At 63.4% G+C, this 13,947-nt stretch carries 13 protein-coding genes and 2 tRNA genes; all 15 read left to right on the top strand.

Translation table 11 applies throughout. From position 1 onward, the window contains the following. Positions 1-2: 2 nt before the first annotated feature. The 15 genes from DSOUD_RS13730 to DSOUD_RS13665 all read left to right on the top strand — a co-directional run bounded on the left by DSOUD_RS13730 (position 3) and on the right by DSOUD_RS13665 (position 13,947). Positions 3-368: an FtsB family cell division protein gene (locus DSOUD_RS13730; RefSeq protein WP_053551540.1), complete on the top strand. Its 366-nt coding sequence runs from the start codon at positions 3-5 to the stop codon at positions 366-368. A gap of 270 nt (positions 369-638) precedes the next feature. Then, on the top strand, positions 639-2,303 hold the full coding sequence (argS, locus tag DSOUD_RS13725) for an arginine--tRNA ligase (RefSeq protein WP_053552397.1): 1,665 nt from the start codon (positions 639-641) through the stop codon (positions 2,301-2,303). Between the two features lie 14 nt (positions 2,304-2,317). Then, entirely contained in the window at positions 2,318-2,995 is a 678-nt protein-coding gene (locus DSOUD_RS13720) for an SPOR domain-containing protein (RefSeq protein ID WP_053551539.1), read from the top strand. 114 nt (positions 2,996-3,109) lie between these two features. Then, positions 3,110-3,186: transfer RNA gene (locus DSOUD_RS13715), tRNA-Met, on the top strand. Positions 3,187-3,232: 46 nt separating this feature from the next. Continuing rightward, a tRNA-Met gene (locus DSOUD_RS13710) sits at positions 3,233-3,309 on the top strand. Positions 3,310-3,353: 44 nt separating this feature from the next. Beyond that, the gene (tilS, locus tag DSOUD_RS18010) at positions 3,354-4,763 is read left to right on the top strand and encodes a tRNA lysidine(34) synthetase TilS (RefSeq protein WP_082351285.1); all 1,410 of its coding nucleotides are present in this window, start codon (positions 3,354-3,356) and stop codon (positions 4,761-4,763) included. Between the two features lie 100 nt (positions 4,764-4,863). Next, positions 4,864-6,738, top strand: coding sequence for an ATP-dependent zinc metalloprotease FtsH (gene ftsH, locus DSOUD_RS13705; protein ID WP_053551538.1), 1,875 nt, complete (start codon positions 4,864-4,866; stop codon positions 6,736-6,738). Next, positions 6,738-7,958 carry a dihydropteroate synthase gene (folP, locus tag DSOUD_RS13700; protein ID WP_053551537.1) on the top strand — a complete coding sequence of 407 codons (1,221 nt, stop codon included), beginning with the start codon at positions 6,738-6,740 and terminating at the stop codon, positions 7,956-7,958. The genes ftsH and folP overlap by 1 nt, the downstream gene beginning before the upstream one ends. Before the next feature lie 32 nt (positions 7,959-7,990). Further along, complete coding sequence (gene cdaA / locus DSOUD_RS13695) at positions 7,991-8,776, top strand: diadenylate cyclase CdaA (protein ID WP_053552396.1); 786 nt, start codon at positions 7,991-7,993, stop codon at positions 8,774-8,776. A 2-nt stretch (positions 8,777-8,778) separates the two neighbouring features. Continuing rightward, positions 8,779-9,465: a CdaR family protein gene (locus tag DSOUD_RS13690; protein ID WP_053551536.1), complete on the top strand. Its 687-nt coding sequence runs from the start codon at positions 8,779-8,781 to the stop codon at positions 9,463-9,465. Then, positions 9,462-10,832, top strand: coding sequence for a phosphoglucosamine mutase (gene glmM, locus DSOUD_RS13685; RefSeq protein ID WP_053551535.1), 1,371 nt, complete (start codon positions 9,462-9,464; stop codon positions 10,830-10,832). Before DSOUD_RS13690 ends, glmM begins: the two co-directional genes overlap by 4 nt. 1 nt (position 10,833) lies before the next feature. Further along, complete coding sequence (locus DSOUD_RS13680) at positions 10,834-11,553, top strand: pyridoxine 5'-phosphate synthase (protein WP_053551534.1); 720 nt, start codon at positions 10,834-10,836, stop codon at positions 11,551-11,553. Between the two features lie 3 nt (positions 11,554-11,556). Then, complete coding sequence (gene acpS / locus DSOUD_RS13675) at positions 11,557-11,940, top strand: holo-ACP synthase (protein ID WP_053551533.1); 384 nt, start codon at positions 11,557-11,559, stop codon at positions 11,938-11,940. Further along, positions 11,937-13,511 carry a bifunctional ADP-dependent NAD(P)H-hydrate dehydratase/NAD(P)H-hydrate epimerase gene (locus tag DSOUD_RS13670; protein ID WP_053551532.1) on the top strand — a complete coding sequence of 525 codons (1,575 nt, stop codon included), beginning with the start codon at positions 11,937-11,939 and terminating at the stop codon, positions 13,509-13,511. The genes acpS and DSOUD_RS13670 overlap by 4 nt, the downstream gene beginning before the upstream one ends. Beyond that, complete coding sequence (locus DSOUD_RS13665; RefSeq protein ID WP_053551531.1) at positions 13,498-13,947, top strand: CBS domain-containing protein; 450 nt, start codon at positions 13,498-13,500, stop codon at positions 13,945-13,947. The genes DSOUD_RS13670 and DSOUD_RS13665 overlap by 14 nt, the downstream gene beginning before the upstream one ends.

The raw sequence follows: 13,947 nt of genomic DNA, 5'->3' as shown, positions 1-13,947 counted from the left end.
TCATGACCCGCTCCGAAAACGGGGGGAATCCCCCCCCTCCCCGAACCATTCAGCTCTGGCCGCTCCTTCTGGTGCTGCTGATGCTGGGATTTGCCCTGTTCGGCGAAAAGGGTGTGCTGCGTGTCATCCAGTCCGGCCGGCAGAAGGCGGTCCTGAAGGAGGAAGTGCGGCGGCTCGAGGAGGTCAATTCCGCTCTGCGGCAGGAGATCGAGGCGCTGCGCAGCGACCGGCGTTATATCGAGAATATCGCCCGGCGCGAGTTGGGGATGGTCAAACAGGACGAGCTGATTTATCAGTTCCCCCCCCGGAAACAGACGGCGGCGGAGCGTCCCGCCACCGAGGTCCCCGATCAAAACTTGCCCAGGTAAGCCGGCAGTTCAGGACGTCTGAGAGAAGAGCAGCCCCGCCGATCGGCGGGGCTGCTCTTTTTTGCTGGCGCCGGTCCTTGACAGCGGCCAACGCCAGGGATAACATACGACGTTTCATCATGCTCCCTGTCCCGCGGAAGGCTGACCAGGCTCGGGATCTTCCGGGAGTGTCCCCTGTTACCCGAACCTTTCCGCCGATAGGCCGCCGAGCAGGAAAACCCGAAAACGCCGCCGGACCGGCAGGGTCCCGCCGAGAAAGACTCAATGATCATGAAAGAACGGTTGAAACAGCATCTCCGCACCGCTCTCGAGACCTGTTACCGCGAGGACACTCTCCACTCGGGACTTTACCCCGAGATTTTTCTCGAGGTTCCCGGGCACGCCGAGCACGGCGACTTTGCAACCAACGTCGCCCTGACCCTGGCCCGCGACGAGAAGAAGGCTCCGCGCAAGATCGCCGAGGCCCTGGCCGCCGCCCTCGGCAAGGGGGACGGCCTGTGGAGCCGGATCGAAGTCGCCGGCCCGGGTTTCATTAATTTTTACCTCAACAGGCGCTGCTGGTATGGCGTTCTCGACGAGGTGGTCCGCCATGGCGCAGACTATGGCCGCAGCCGGATCGGCGAGGGGAAACGAGTTCAGCTGGAGTTCGTCAGCGCCAACCCCACCGGTCCCCTCCATATCGGGCACGGCCGCGGCGCCGCCACCGGTGATGCCGTCGCATCGGTCCTGCAGGCCGCAGGGTACGAGGTGCAGCGGGAGTATTACATCAACGACGCCGGCAACCAGATGAACACCCTGGGTCGCTCCCTTTTTCTCCGCTACCGGGAACTCCTCGGCGAGGTCATCGCCTTTCCTGCCGACTGCTACCAGGGGGATTACCTTCGCGATCTGGCAAAGGAGGTTGTGGACGCCGAGGGCGCCCGTTATCTGGATCTCCCCGAGGCGGAAGCGGTCGGCTATTTTGCCAGATACGGCGGCGACAAGATCCTGGCCGGCATCGACGCCGATCTGAAGTCCTTCGGTGTGCATTTTGACGACTGGTACAGCGAGCAGAGTCTCTACGATCGGGGCGCCGTAGACAGGGGGATCGCCGTTCTCAAGGAACGCGGCCTGACCTACGAGGAGGACGGCGCCCTCTGGTTCCGTACCACCGACTTCGGGGACGACAAGGACCGGGTGCTGAAGCGTTCCAACGGCGTGACCACCTATTTCGCCTCCGATGTCGCCTACCACAAGGAAAAATTCGAGCGGGGCTTCGACATGGTGGTCGATGTCTGGGGCGCCGATCATCACGGTTATGTGCCGCGCATGAAGGCGGTTCTGGCCGGTCTGGGTCAGGATCCCGAGTCCCTGCAGGTCATTCTGGTGCAGTTGGTCAACCTCCTGCGCGGGGGCTCCCAGGTCGCCATGAGTACCCGGTCGGGGGAGTTCGTCACTCTGCGCGAAGTGGTCGACGAGGTCGGGCGGGACGCCTGTCGGTTTTTCTTCCTGATGCGCCGTTCCGACAGCCAGCTCGATTTCGATCTTGAGCTGGCCAAGCAGCAAAACGCCGAAAATCCCGTATATTACGTTCAATACGCCCATGCCCGGGTCTGCAGCATCAATCGGAACGCCGCCGAGCAGAAGGTGGCCGTTCCGGGCCTTGGCGAGGTCGATTTCGACCGGCTGGTTCTCGATGAGGAGCTGGATCTGGCGCGATTGCTCTCCCGCTACCCCGAAACCATCGAAGGGGCTGCCGGGAATTTCGAACCGCATCGCGTCACCTTCTACCTCCAGGAACTTGCCGCCCAGTTCCACAGCTACTACAATAGACAACGGGTACTCATCGACGATATGGAGACCAGCCGGGCCCGGCTCTATCTGGTGAACTGTGTCCGCATCGTTCTGGAAAACGCGTTGCGGGTCCTCGGCATTTCGGCTCCGGAGCAGATGTAACAGGGGGAAGGATCATGGTCCGTCAGGTCGTTACGCGCAGCCAGCGGCGTATGGAGAAAAAGCAGGCGCTCATCGTTCTGGTTCTGGTTCTTGCCGTCGCCCTGGCCAGTTTTTCCCTCGGGGTCATGGTCGGTCGCGGCGGATCTCAGCCGGTGGTCACGGTGGAGCCGGTTGCGACCCCGCGGATCGCCGTCCCTGCCGAGCCCCTTATCCCGGCGGCGACCGAGGTGGCCGATCCTCTCCCCTCGCCCCCCGAAGGCGGGGACGGCCTGACCTTTTATGAAGCTCTTCCCCGCGGGGAACAGCCGCCGATGGGGAGCGGCATCAATCTCCCTCCCGAAGAGGCTCCTGTTGCGACCGTGGACACCCCGGCACTTCGGGTCGCGCCGCCGTTACCCGCCCCTCAACCTCTCCCTCAACCCGCCCCGTCCCGCTCGCGCCCGGAGGACGACGGCGAAGGCGCCTATCTGGTCCAGGTCGCCTCCTTTCGCCAGGCCGCCGATGCCGCAAGTCTGGCCGAACGCCTCGCCTTCAAGAAATATCCCGCCTACGCCCAGGAGGTCGACCTCGGAGCCAAAGGGGTCTGGCACCGGGTTTTTGTCGGTCCCTACTCCGGCAACGAGGAAGTGACCAGGATCGTCCAGCGCCTCCAGACCGAGGACAAACTCACAGCCCTGATCAGGAAACGCTGAGAGGATGTCTGCAGCCACCCCCGCTCTCCCGAGGACCGGTGTTGCCGGTCTGATCGATTTCCGAAAAAGATCTTGACATTGTTTTTGTTTGTCTGTAGATTTCGTTTTCCCTGACGCGGGGTGGAGCAGTCTGGTAGCTCGTCGGGCTCATAACCCGAAGGTCGAAGGTTCAAATCCTTCCCCCGCAACCAAAAAACGATGGGCCTCCCGGGAGGGAGGTCGTGTTCATAAGGCTTTGGCGGTGTAGCTCAGCTGGTTAGAGCATGCGGCTCATATCCGCAGTGTCCGGAGTTCGAATCTCTGCACCGCCACCATCCCCAGCGAAACCCTCCCCGGCACCGGGGAGGGTTTCGCTTTTTTGGTTTTAACCCTCCGCGCGGTCTCGAACCCCATGCAGGAAGCCTTCGTCCAGATCCTCGTTGAACACAACCTGGTTTCTCCCGGTGACCGGGTTCTCGTCGCCGTCTCCGGCGGCGCCGACTCCGTCGCCCTCCTTCATCTCCTCCATCGTCTGGCGCCGACCTTTCCCCTGACCCTTTGTGTCGCTCATCTCGATCATGCCCTCCGCCCGGAGAGCGCCGACGATCTGCTTTTTGTGCAGCGCCTCTGTGAGCGGTTCGCCCTTCCCTTTGTCTCCAGTCGGGAGTCCGTGGCGGAAATGGCCGAACAGCGGGGGGTCGGGCTGGAAGAAGCCGGTCGGGACGCCCGTCGTTCTTTTCTTACGCAGACGGCCGCCCGCCACGACTGCCGGTGGATCGCCCTCGGGCATCATCGCGGCGACCAGGCGGAGACCGTGGTTCACCGTCTCCTGCGCGGCAGCGCCCTCAGCGGTCTGGCGGGGATGCGCCTCAAGAACGGGCCGTTTATCCGTCCCCTCCTCTCCTTTTCCCGGCAGCAGCTCCTCGACTACCTGGACCGTCAGGGACTCCCCCATGTCCAGGACAAAAGCAACGACGATTTTGCCTACACCCGCAATCGGATCCGCCATCAGGTTCTCCCCGTCCTGCAGTCCCTCAATCCCGCCGTCGAGGAACATCTGGCGCACCTGGCCCGGCGCATCGAATCAGAAGAGGATTACTGGGCCGGCGAAGAGAGGCGGGTTCTCGAGACGCTGGCGCGCCGCCGAGCCGATGGACTCTGGCTCGACTGCAAGACCCTGGCGGAGGTGCATCCGGCACTGCGCCTTCGCGTCATCCGTCGCGCCCTCGGAGAAGTGCGGGGGAGTCTCGCCGGTCTCGGGCGGCTCCATCTCGAAGCGGTCGCCAGTCTTCTCGGCGGGCTCCGTCCCCAGAGGGAAGTGCATCTCCCCGGCGCCTGGGTCGGCCGTCGCTACCGGCAGCTGTGGCTGCGCCGTTTCCCGCCCGTTATCGGCGAGCCCTATTCCCTGCCGATTCCGGGGCCCGGGAGCTATCCTCTCCCCGGCGGTGCGGAGCTGACGGTCTCCCTGGTCGAGACGGGTGCCGGCGAGGATCGCTGGTCCGTGGAATTCGACGCATCCCTCCTTCGCTTTCCTCTGACCGTTCGCACCTTTGCCAACGGCGACCGCTTTCATCCCGCCGGTGCCGCCGGCGGGAAAAAACTCAAGGATTTCCTTATTGACAGCAAAATTCCCCGGGAGGAGCGCCGCTCGCTCCCCCTGGTGGTCGGAGAGACGATCCTGTGGGTTGCCGGGGTGCGGCGCTGCCACGGTCTGCGCCCTGATTCGGGCGGGGCGGCGGTGGTGCGGATGGTGCTGAAGATGGCCGATTGTCCGACAATTGGCTTGTGAATTCACAGGGGCTATGGTAACTTTCCGTTGGCTCAGGCTGCGGTTTCCTCGTGCTCGACGGCGGGAAGGACCCAGGTAAATACAGCGTTCAGGGGGAATAGTGAATCAATTCTATAAAAACATCGCGCTCTGGCTCGTCATCTCCTTGGTGATGATTCTTCTTTTCAACATGATGACCCAAAGAGAGCCGGAGCAAAAACCGATCAGCTATACCGCTTTTGTCAGTGCCGTCGAAGAGGGGCGCGTGGCCGAAGTCACGGTTCAGGGGCCCAATGTCGAAGGGAAATATCAGGACGGCTCCCTGTTCCGTACCTATGCGCCCGACGATCCGGGGATGATCGCCGAGCTGCGCGACAAGGGGGTGGTGATTCAGGCCAAGCCGTCCGAGGATCACAGCTTCTGGTTCACGCTGCTGGTCTCCTGGGGGCCGATTCTGCTGCTGATCGGCGTCTGGATTTTCTTCATGCGCCAGATGCAGTCCGGCGGCGGCAAGGCCATGAGTTTTGGCAAGAGCAAGGCCAAGCTCCTCAACGAGACCCAGGCCAAGATCACCTTTCAGGACGTGGCCGGCATCGACGAGGCCAAGGACGAGCTGGAGGAGATCGTCGCCTTTCTCAAGGATCCCAAGAAATTCACCCGCCTCGGCGGCCGCATTCCCAAGGGGGTGCTGCTGGTCGGATCCCCGGGAACCGGCAAGACCCTTCTGGCCCGGGCCATCGCCGGCGAGGCCGGGGTCCCCTTCTTCTCCATCTCCGGTTCCGATTTCGTCGAGATGTTCGTCGGTGTCGGCGCCAGCCGCGTCCGCGACCTCTTTGTCCAGGGGAAAAAGAACGCCCCCTGCATCATCTTTATCGATGAGATCGATGCCGTCGGCCGCCATCGCGGCGCCGGGCTCGGAGGGGGGCATGACGAGCGGGAGCAGACCCTCAACCAGCTCCTCGTCGAAATGGACGGCTTCGAATCCAACGAAGGGGTCATTCTCATCGCCGCCACCAACCGCCCCGACGTTCTCGACCCGGCGCTCTTGCGTCCCGGCCGTTTCGATCGCCAGGTCGTCGTTCCCCGGCCGGACATCAAGGGGCGCACCAAGATTCTCACCGTGCATTCCCGCAAGGTTCCCCTCGACGACGACGTCAATCTCGAGGTGGTGGCCAAGGGGACACCGGGATTCTCCGGAGCCGATCTCGCCAACCTGATCAACGAGGCCGCCCTGCTGGCGGCCCGGGTCAACAAGAATCATGTCTCCATGGAGGATCTGGAGGCGGCCAAGGACAAGGTGATGATGGGGACCGAGAGGCGCTCCATGGTGATCACCGAGGAGGAAAAGAAGGTCACGGCCTATCACGAGGCCGGCCACGCCCTGGTGGCCCTCTTCCTTCCCGGCGCCGACCCGGTCCACAAGGTGTCCATCATCCCCCGCGGCCGCGCTATGGGGGTGACCATGTATCTTCCCACGGAGGAGAAGTACAACGAGACCCGGGACGGCCTCCACACCCGCATTTCCACCCTCCTCGGCGGCCGGGTCGCCGAGGAACTCGTCTTCTCCAGCATCACCAGCGGCGCCAGCAACGATATCGAACGGGCGACAGCCATCGCGCGCAAGATGGTTTGCGAGTGGGGGATGAGCGACAAGCTCGGACCCCTCTCCTTCGGGGAAAAGGACGGAGAGGTCTTCCTCGGCCGCGACATGGGGCACATGAAGAACTACAGCGAAGCGACGGCCGTGGAGATCGACACCGAGATCAGCAAAATCGTCCACGACAACTATGAACGAACCCGCCAGATTCTGACGGCTCAGATGGAGGGTCTCGTCAAGGTCGCCGAAGCGCTTCTCGAGCGGGAAAACCTCAACGGCGCCGAAATCAATGATATGATCTTCGGCTCCAGTGCCTCCCCGTCGCCCGGCGGAATCGAAGAGACGATCGCTCCGGGGGACGGCCCCTGTGTCGACGCTGCAGTCCGCCCAGGAGAATAATGTCCTATTCGCCACGCATCCTCTGGGTCGAGGATGAACCGGCCGCCCGCCGGCTCATCCTCGGCCTCGGCAGCGACCCTGCCGGTGCTGCGCGCATGGCCGGAAAGATGGTGCGCCGTCTGGTGCACCTGAAGGATGTCCCCTGCCGGTCGGCCAATATCCTCAAGCAGGAGATGCTGGCCCTCGGCGGCGACGCGGCGGTGGCCCGCGGCACGGTCGGTTGCTCGATTCCCGTCACCGACGTCATCCTCATCGGTTCGTTGAAGAAGCTGCGGCAGCTCTGCGTGCGCCTCGGCGATCAGCCCTTCGGCCTTCCGGCGCTGGCAACCGATCTGGCACGGCTCCTCTCCTCCCTCGATGCTCCGCCTGCCGTCCTTCTGGGGCGCTCCTGCCGTCTCCACCTGGACCGACCCCGGATCATGGGGGTGCTGAACGTCACCCCGGACTCCTTCTCCGACGGCGGCCGTTTTCGTTCTCTGGACTCGGCCCTCCGACAGGGGGCGGCTCTGGCTGCCGAAGGGGCCGATCTGATCGATATCGGCGGCGAAAGTACCCGCCCAGGCGCTGCGGCGGTCTCCGCGGAGGAAGAGCTGGATCGGGTCCTGCCGATCATCGAGGCGCTGCGGCGGGAAGTCGACACCCCTCTGTCCATCGACACCTATAAAAGTTCGGTCGCCCGGGCCGCTGTCGCCGCAGGGGCCGAATTTGTAAACGATATCAGTGGATTGCAGTTTGATTCCGCCATGGCCCGAACCGTAGCCGAATCGGGCGCCGGGCTCTTCGTCATGCACACCCGCGGCTCCCCGGAGACGATGCAGCAGGACACCCGTTACCCCGATCTGGTGGGGGAAGTTTTGGCATCCCTCGAATCGAGCCTGGCTCAGGCACGGGCGGCGGGAATAGGCGAAGAGAAACTGGCCATCGATCCCGGCATCGGCTTCGGCAAGAGCCTCGAGGGGAATCTGGAAATTCTCCGTCGTCTGCGGGAGTTCCACTCCCTGGGGCGCCCGGTCCTTCTGGGGACTTCCCGCAAGGGGTTTATCGGCAAGGTCCTGGGGCAGAGCGCTCCCGGCGAGCGGCTCTTCGGCACACTGGCCACCGTGGCGCTCGGGGTGGAACGGGGAGCACAGATTTTTCGAGTGCACGATGTACGCCCCGCCCGTGAAGCGGCGTTGATGGCGTGGGCCGTCCTCAGCGGAGAACATTCAGAACAAGACTGAAACGACATGGAATCCGGGGCGCTATGGGTGGGATGCTCGACATTTTTAATAATACCAATTTCAGGTGGCTCCTCGACCTCCTCGACATCCTGCTTGTGGCCTTTATCATCTATCGCATCATCCTCCTGATCAAGGGGACCCGTGCCGTCCAGATGCTGGTCGGCTTAGCCGTCATCCTCATCGTCTACGTCGGTTCCCAGGTCGGGGGCCTCTACACCCTGCACTGGCTCCTCGAAAACTTTCTCTCCTCGATCATCCTCGTCATCATCGTCATCTTTCAGAGCGACATCCGTCGCGCCCTGATCCACGTCGGACGGAACCCCTTCTTTGCTGACCTCTCCTACAAGGAAGAAACCGAGGTTATCGAGGAGCTGATCAAGGCCTGCGTCAATATGGCCAATAAACGCATCGGCGCCCTGATCGTCATCGAAAGGGAAACCGGTCTCAATGATTTTCTCGAGGTCGGAGTCGAGATCGACGCCAAGGTCTCCAGCGATCTCATCACCTCCATCTTTCTCCCCTTCTCGCCGATCCATGACGGCGCCCTTGTCATTCAGCAGGGGCGGCTCAAACGCGCCGGCTGCTTCCTCCCCATCTCCCAGAATCCGGATATCAGCAAGACGTTGGGGACCCGGCATCGCGCGGCCATCGGCCTGACGGAACTGGTCGATGCCGTGGCAATCGTCGTCTCCGAGGAAACCGGCAAGATTTCCGTCGTCGTCGGCGGGCGCATCACCCGCGATCTCGATTCAACCTCCCTCAAGCGGGTGCTCAGCCGCCTTCTCGAACCCCGCCTGAACAAAAAGAAGAAACGCTAGCGATGGTAAAGCAATTGACGCATAACTGGCTCCTGAAGCTTCTCTCCCTGGTCTTCGCCGTGATCCTCTGGTCCTTCGTCATGGGGGAACAGAAACTCGAGCAGGGCTATTCGGTGCCGCTGCAGCTGAAGAACGTCCCCGCCGGGCTGATGGTGGCCAACGAGGTCCCGAGTCTAGTGGACGTGCGCATCAGCGGCCCCCGCACCGTCCTCATGAACCTGCGGCCCAACGATATCAGTCTCACCGTCGACCTCGAGGACCTGCAGCCGGGGTTGACCTCCTTCCGCCGCCTCGAGGAGCGTCTCAATATCCCCAGCGCGCTCAAAGTTACCCGGCTCTCCCCGTCCTTTGTCGATGTCAAGCTCGAAAGGATCAAGGAAAAGGAAGTGCCGGTGCGCAACGAGATCGCCGGCCAACCGGCCGCCGGCTTCCGGGTGGGGGAGGTCAGAATTAATCCTCCCCGGGTGACCATTAAGGGGGCCGAAAGCGAACTCAAGGATGTCAGTGAGGTGGGAACCGAAGAGGTCTCGGTGGACGGCGTCCGGGAAAGCTTCACCCTGATGGTTCCCATCGTCTATCGCGGAAAATATGCCGCATTGAAGGACCAGAAGACCGCCGAAATCCTCGTCACCATCGAGCCGCTCCCCGAGTCCGGGGGGAGGACGGAACCGAAAAAAGGAACACAATGAAAAAGAAACTCTTCGGCACCGACGGGGTTCGCGGTGTCGCCAATATCTATCCTATGACCAGTGAAATGGCCATGCAGCTCGGACGGGCCGCCGGATATATTTTCAAACAGGGGAACCGGCGCCATCGCATCGTCATCGGCAAGGACACCCGGCTTTCCGGGTACATGATCGAAAACGCCCTGGCCGCCGGTATCTGCTCCATGGGCGTCGATGTCCTGCTGGTCGGGCCCCTGCCGACACCGGGGATCGCCTTCATCACCTCGTCGATGCGGGCCGACGCCGGGGTGGTGATTTCGGCTTCCCATAATGCCTATCAGGACAACGGCATCAAATTCTTTTCCGCCGACGGCTTCAAACTCCCCGACGAGATGGAGTTGAGGATCGAGGATTTGATCTTTTCCAAAAAAATAGACTCCCTCCGTCCGACGGCCGCCGAAGTCGGCAAGGCCTTCCGCATCGACGATGCCCGGGGACGCTACATCGTTTTTCTCAAGAATGCCTTCCCCCGCGATCTTGATCTCAAGGGGTTGAAAATCGTCCTCGACTGCGCCAACGGCGCCGCCTACAAGGTGGCTCCGGCCGTTCTCGAAGAACTCGGCGCCGAAGTCATCCCCCTGGGGGTCTCCCCCAACGGCACCAACATCAACGCCGGCTGCGGATCGCTCCATCCGGGGATTATCGCCGAGGCGGTCCGCGAGCACCGCGCCCATCTCGGGATGGCGCTGGACGGCGACGCCGACCGGGTGATCTTCGTCGACGAGTTCGGCCATGAGGTCGACGGCGACCACATCATGGCGATCTGCGCCACCGAGATGCTCAAGGAAAAAAAACTGACCAAAAATACCCTGGTGGCGACGGTCATGAGCAACCTGGGGCTCGACATCGCCCTGCGCCAGGCCGGGGGGAAGGTGGTCAAGACCGCCGTTGGCGACCGGTATGTGGTCGAGGAAATGCTGCGCCACGGTTACAACCTCGGCGGTGAGCAGTCCGGCCACATGATCTTCCTCGATCACAATACCACCGGCGACGGCATGATTTCGGCACTGCAGGTCCTGGCCATCATGCAGCGCACCGGCAAGCCTCTCTCGGAACTGGCCGAGGTGATGATCGCCCTCCCCCAGGTGCTGCTCAATGTACGCATGGAGGATCGGCGGGAAATCAATGACGTCCCCGAGGTGCAGAAGATGATTCGGGCGGCCGAGCAAAAACTCGGTGAGACCGGGCGGGTCTTGATCCGCTATTCCGGGACCGAACCGCTTCTGCGCATCATGCTCGAAGGTCAGGACAAGTACCAGATCACCGAGCTGGCCCACGAGATCGGGGCCGCCATCGAAAAGCATCTGGGCGGCAAAAAGGAGGGACGCTGACGTGGCCAAACTGGGAGTCAATGTCGATCATGTCGCCACCGTCCGCCAGGCCCGGGGCGTCGCCGAACCGGACCCGGTCACCGCAGCGGCGCTGGCCGAACTGGCCGGTGCCGACAGCATCACCGTGCACCTGCGGGAAGATCGGCGTCATATCCAGGATCGCGATGTGGAGATCCTCCGCAGGACGGTCAAGACCCGCCTCAACCTCGAAATGGCGGCAACCGACGAGATGGTCGGGATCGCCCTCAAGATCCTCCCCGATTGCGTCACCCTGGTGCCGGAAAAACGCGAGGAGTTGACGACCGAGGGGGGGCTCAACGTCTTCCTGAACCGAAATTTGATCAAGCGCCAGGCCGACCTGCTGCGCCAGGGGGGGGTCATCGTCAGCCTCTTTGTCGATCCGGATCTCGAGCAGATCAAGGCCGCCCACCGGGTCGGCGCCGATTACATCGAGATCCACACCGGCGCCTATTGCGAGGCCCGCACGAACGAGGAGCGGCGGGGCGAACTGGCGAAGATCGAGACCGCCATCCGCGCCGGCCACAAGCTCGGTCTCGGGGTCAATGCCGGCCACGGCCTCAATTACCAGAATGTCGGGGATGTAATCGCGCTCGGGGGGATCGAAGAATTCAACATCGGCCACAGCATCGTCGGTCGCGCCGTCCTGGTCGGCATGGAGCAGGCGGTGCGGGACATGCTGGCCCTCCTCCGGAGAGGATAGCCCTTGGCCATCGCCGGACTCGGGACCGACCTCGCCCGCATCGGGCGCTTCCGCGCCTTTCTCGCCGCCGGCAAGAAGGGGGTCATCCATCGCCTCTTCACCCCGGGCGAGCAGGCCTACTCCCTGGCCAAGAAGGACCCGGCCCCCCACCTGGCGGCGCGTTTTGCCGCCAAGGAAGCCTTTCTCAAGGCCCTCGGTCTGGGGTTGCGGTCGGGGATCTCCTGGCAGGACATGTCCGTGGTGCACGATTCTCTCGGGAAACCGTCCCTCGACCTCGCCGGGCGCGCCGCCGAGATCGTTGCCGAGCGGCGCCTGAGCGGCATCCATCTCTCCTATAGCCATGACGGGGACTACGCCGTCGCAACCGTCATCCTGGAGGCGCCGTGAAACTCCTGACCGCTGCCCAGATGCAGGAACTTGACCGGAGGACCATCGAGGAGGTCGGCCTCCCCGGGGTGGTGCTGATGGAAAATGCCGGTCGGGGCGCGGTCGAGGCTCTCTGCGGCCGTTTCTCATCCGTCTGGCCCGGTCCGGTGGTGGTGGTGGCCGGCAAGGGGAATAACGGCGGCGACGGCTATGTCGTCGCCCGGGATCTTCTGCGCCGCGGATGGACGGTGCGCACGGTCATTCTTGCCGATCGTGCCGCGGTGAAGGGGGATGCCGCCGTTCATCTCGGCGCCCTGCTGCAGAGCGGCGGCGAGGTCGTTTTTGCCCCCGATGCCCAGGCTCTGGCGGCGATCCTTTCCGGAATGGATCTTCCCCGACTGGTGGTCGATGCCCTCTTCGGCACCGGACTGAGTTCGGAGGTGGGAGGTCATTATGCCGAGGCCATCGCCTGGATCAACCGAACGGGGGCGAAGGTGGTGGCCGTCGATATTCCTTCAGGCATCGATGCCGGCAGCGGGCGGATTCTCGGCAGCGCCGTTTGCGCCGACCTGACGGTGACCTTCGCTCTGGCCAAGGTCGGCCATGCCGTCTATCCCGGCGCCGGGTGCGCCGGCGAGCTGGTCGTACTCGACATCGGCATTCCCCGGTCTCTTTCGGACAATGTGGGGGACGATCACCTGCTGGTGGAGGCGCCGGAGGCTGCCCTCCTCTGTCCCCGGCGCCCTGCTGCGGGACACAAGGGGACCTTCGGTCATCTCCTGGTGATTGCCGGCGAGACCGGCAAGTCGGGAGCGGCGGCAATGAGTGCCGAAGCGGGACTCCGTTCCGGGGCCGGTCTGGTCACCGTCGCCTGTCCGGCGCCGGTTCATGCCGTTCTCGAGATCAAACTCACCGAGGCGATGACGGTCCCCCTTCCGGCCATCGACGGCGCCCTCAGCCTCCAGGCTCTTGACCAGGTGCGCACCCTCTGGGTCGGGAAGTCGGCCGTCGCCGCCGGACCGGGCCTCGGCCGTTCCGCCGAGACCGTCGCCCTGGTGCGGCGCCTGGTGGCGGAGTGTCCGCTGCCGCTCCTACTCGACGCCGACGCCCTCAATGCCGTTTCCGAAGTGCCTGACGTTCTTCTCGAGCGCGCTCCGGGGACGACGGTGCTGACTCCCCATCCCGGAGAAATGGCCCGCCTGACCGGGATCGACATCCAGGCCATCGAGGCGGATCGTCTCGGTGTGGCCCGGGACTTCGCCTGCCGTTATGGGGTGGTCCTGGTCCTCAAGGGGGCGCGCACCCTGATCGCTTTACCCGACGGCCGCATCCGGATCAACGGCAGCGGTAATCCCGGCCTGGCCAGCGGCGGGATGGGGGACGTGCTGACCGGCCTGATCGGCGGACTCATGGCTCAGGGACTTTCCCCGGCCAATGCGGCGGTTCTCGGCACTTTTCTCCACGGAAGGGCGGCCGACCGCCTGAGCCGTATCCAGGGGGAGGCCGGCCTGCTGGCGACGGACCTGGTGCGGGAGCTTCCGGCAACCCGACGCGAACTTACCCTCAAAGGAGCACAACATGCTGAAGGCTAAAGATATCATGACAACGGCGGTTCAGTCCGTCACCGAAGAGACGACCGTCGAGGAACTGGCGCGCCTCTTTGCCGAAAAAAACCACAGTGCCATGCCGGTCCTCGGCGAGGACGGTACTTTGAAGGGGATCGTCACCGAAACGGATCTGGTCCAGCAGGACCGCCCCCTCCACCTCCCCAAGGTCATCTCCCTCTTTGACTGGGTCCTGTATCTGGAGAGCGAGAAAAATTTCCGCGAGGAGGTCGAGAGAATCACCGCCCGCAAGGTCGGAGACATCTGCTCCAGAGAGGTCACCACCTGCTCTCCCGAGACTCCGGTGAGCGAAATCGCCGAGCTGATGGTGGCCAAAAAATCCCATCTCATTCCCGTTGTCGACAAGAATAGGGTCGTAGGCGTCGTGGCCCGTCTCGACATCATCCGCGCCATGGGGCGTTGA

This window comes from Desulfuromonas soudanensis (assembly GCF_001278055.1).
Classification (GTDB): Bacteria; Desulfobacterota; Desulfuromonadia; order Desulfuromonadales; family WTL; genus Deferrimonas; species Deferrimonas soudanensis.
Note: the sequence above shows the minus strand (reverse complement) of the source record. Positions and strands in the feature narration are given on the sequence as shown.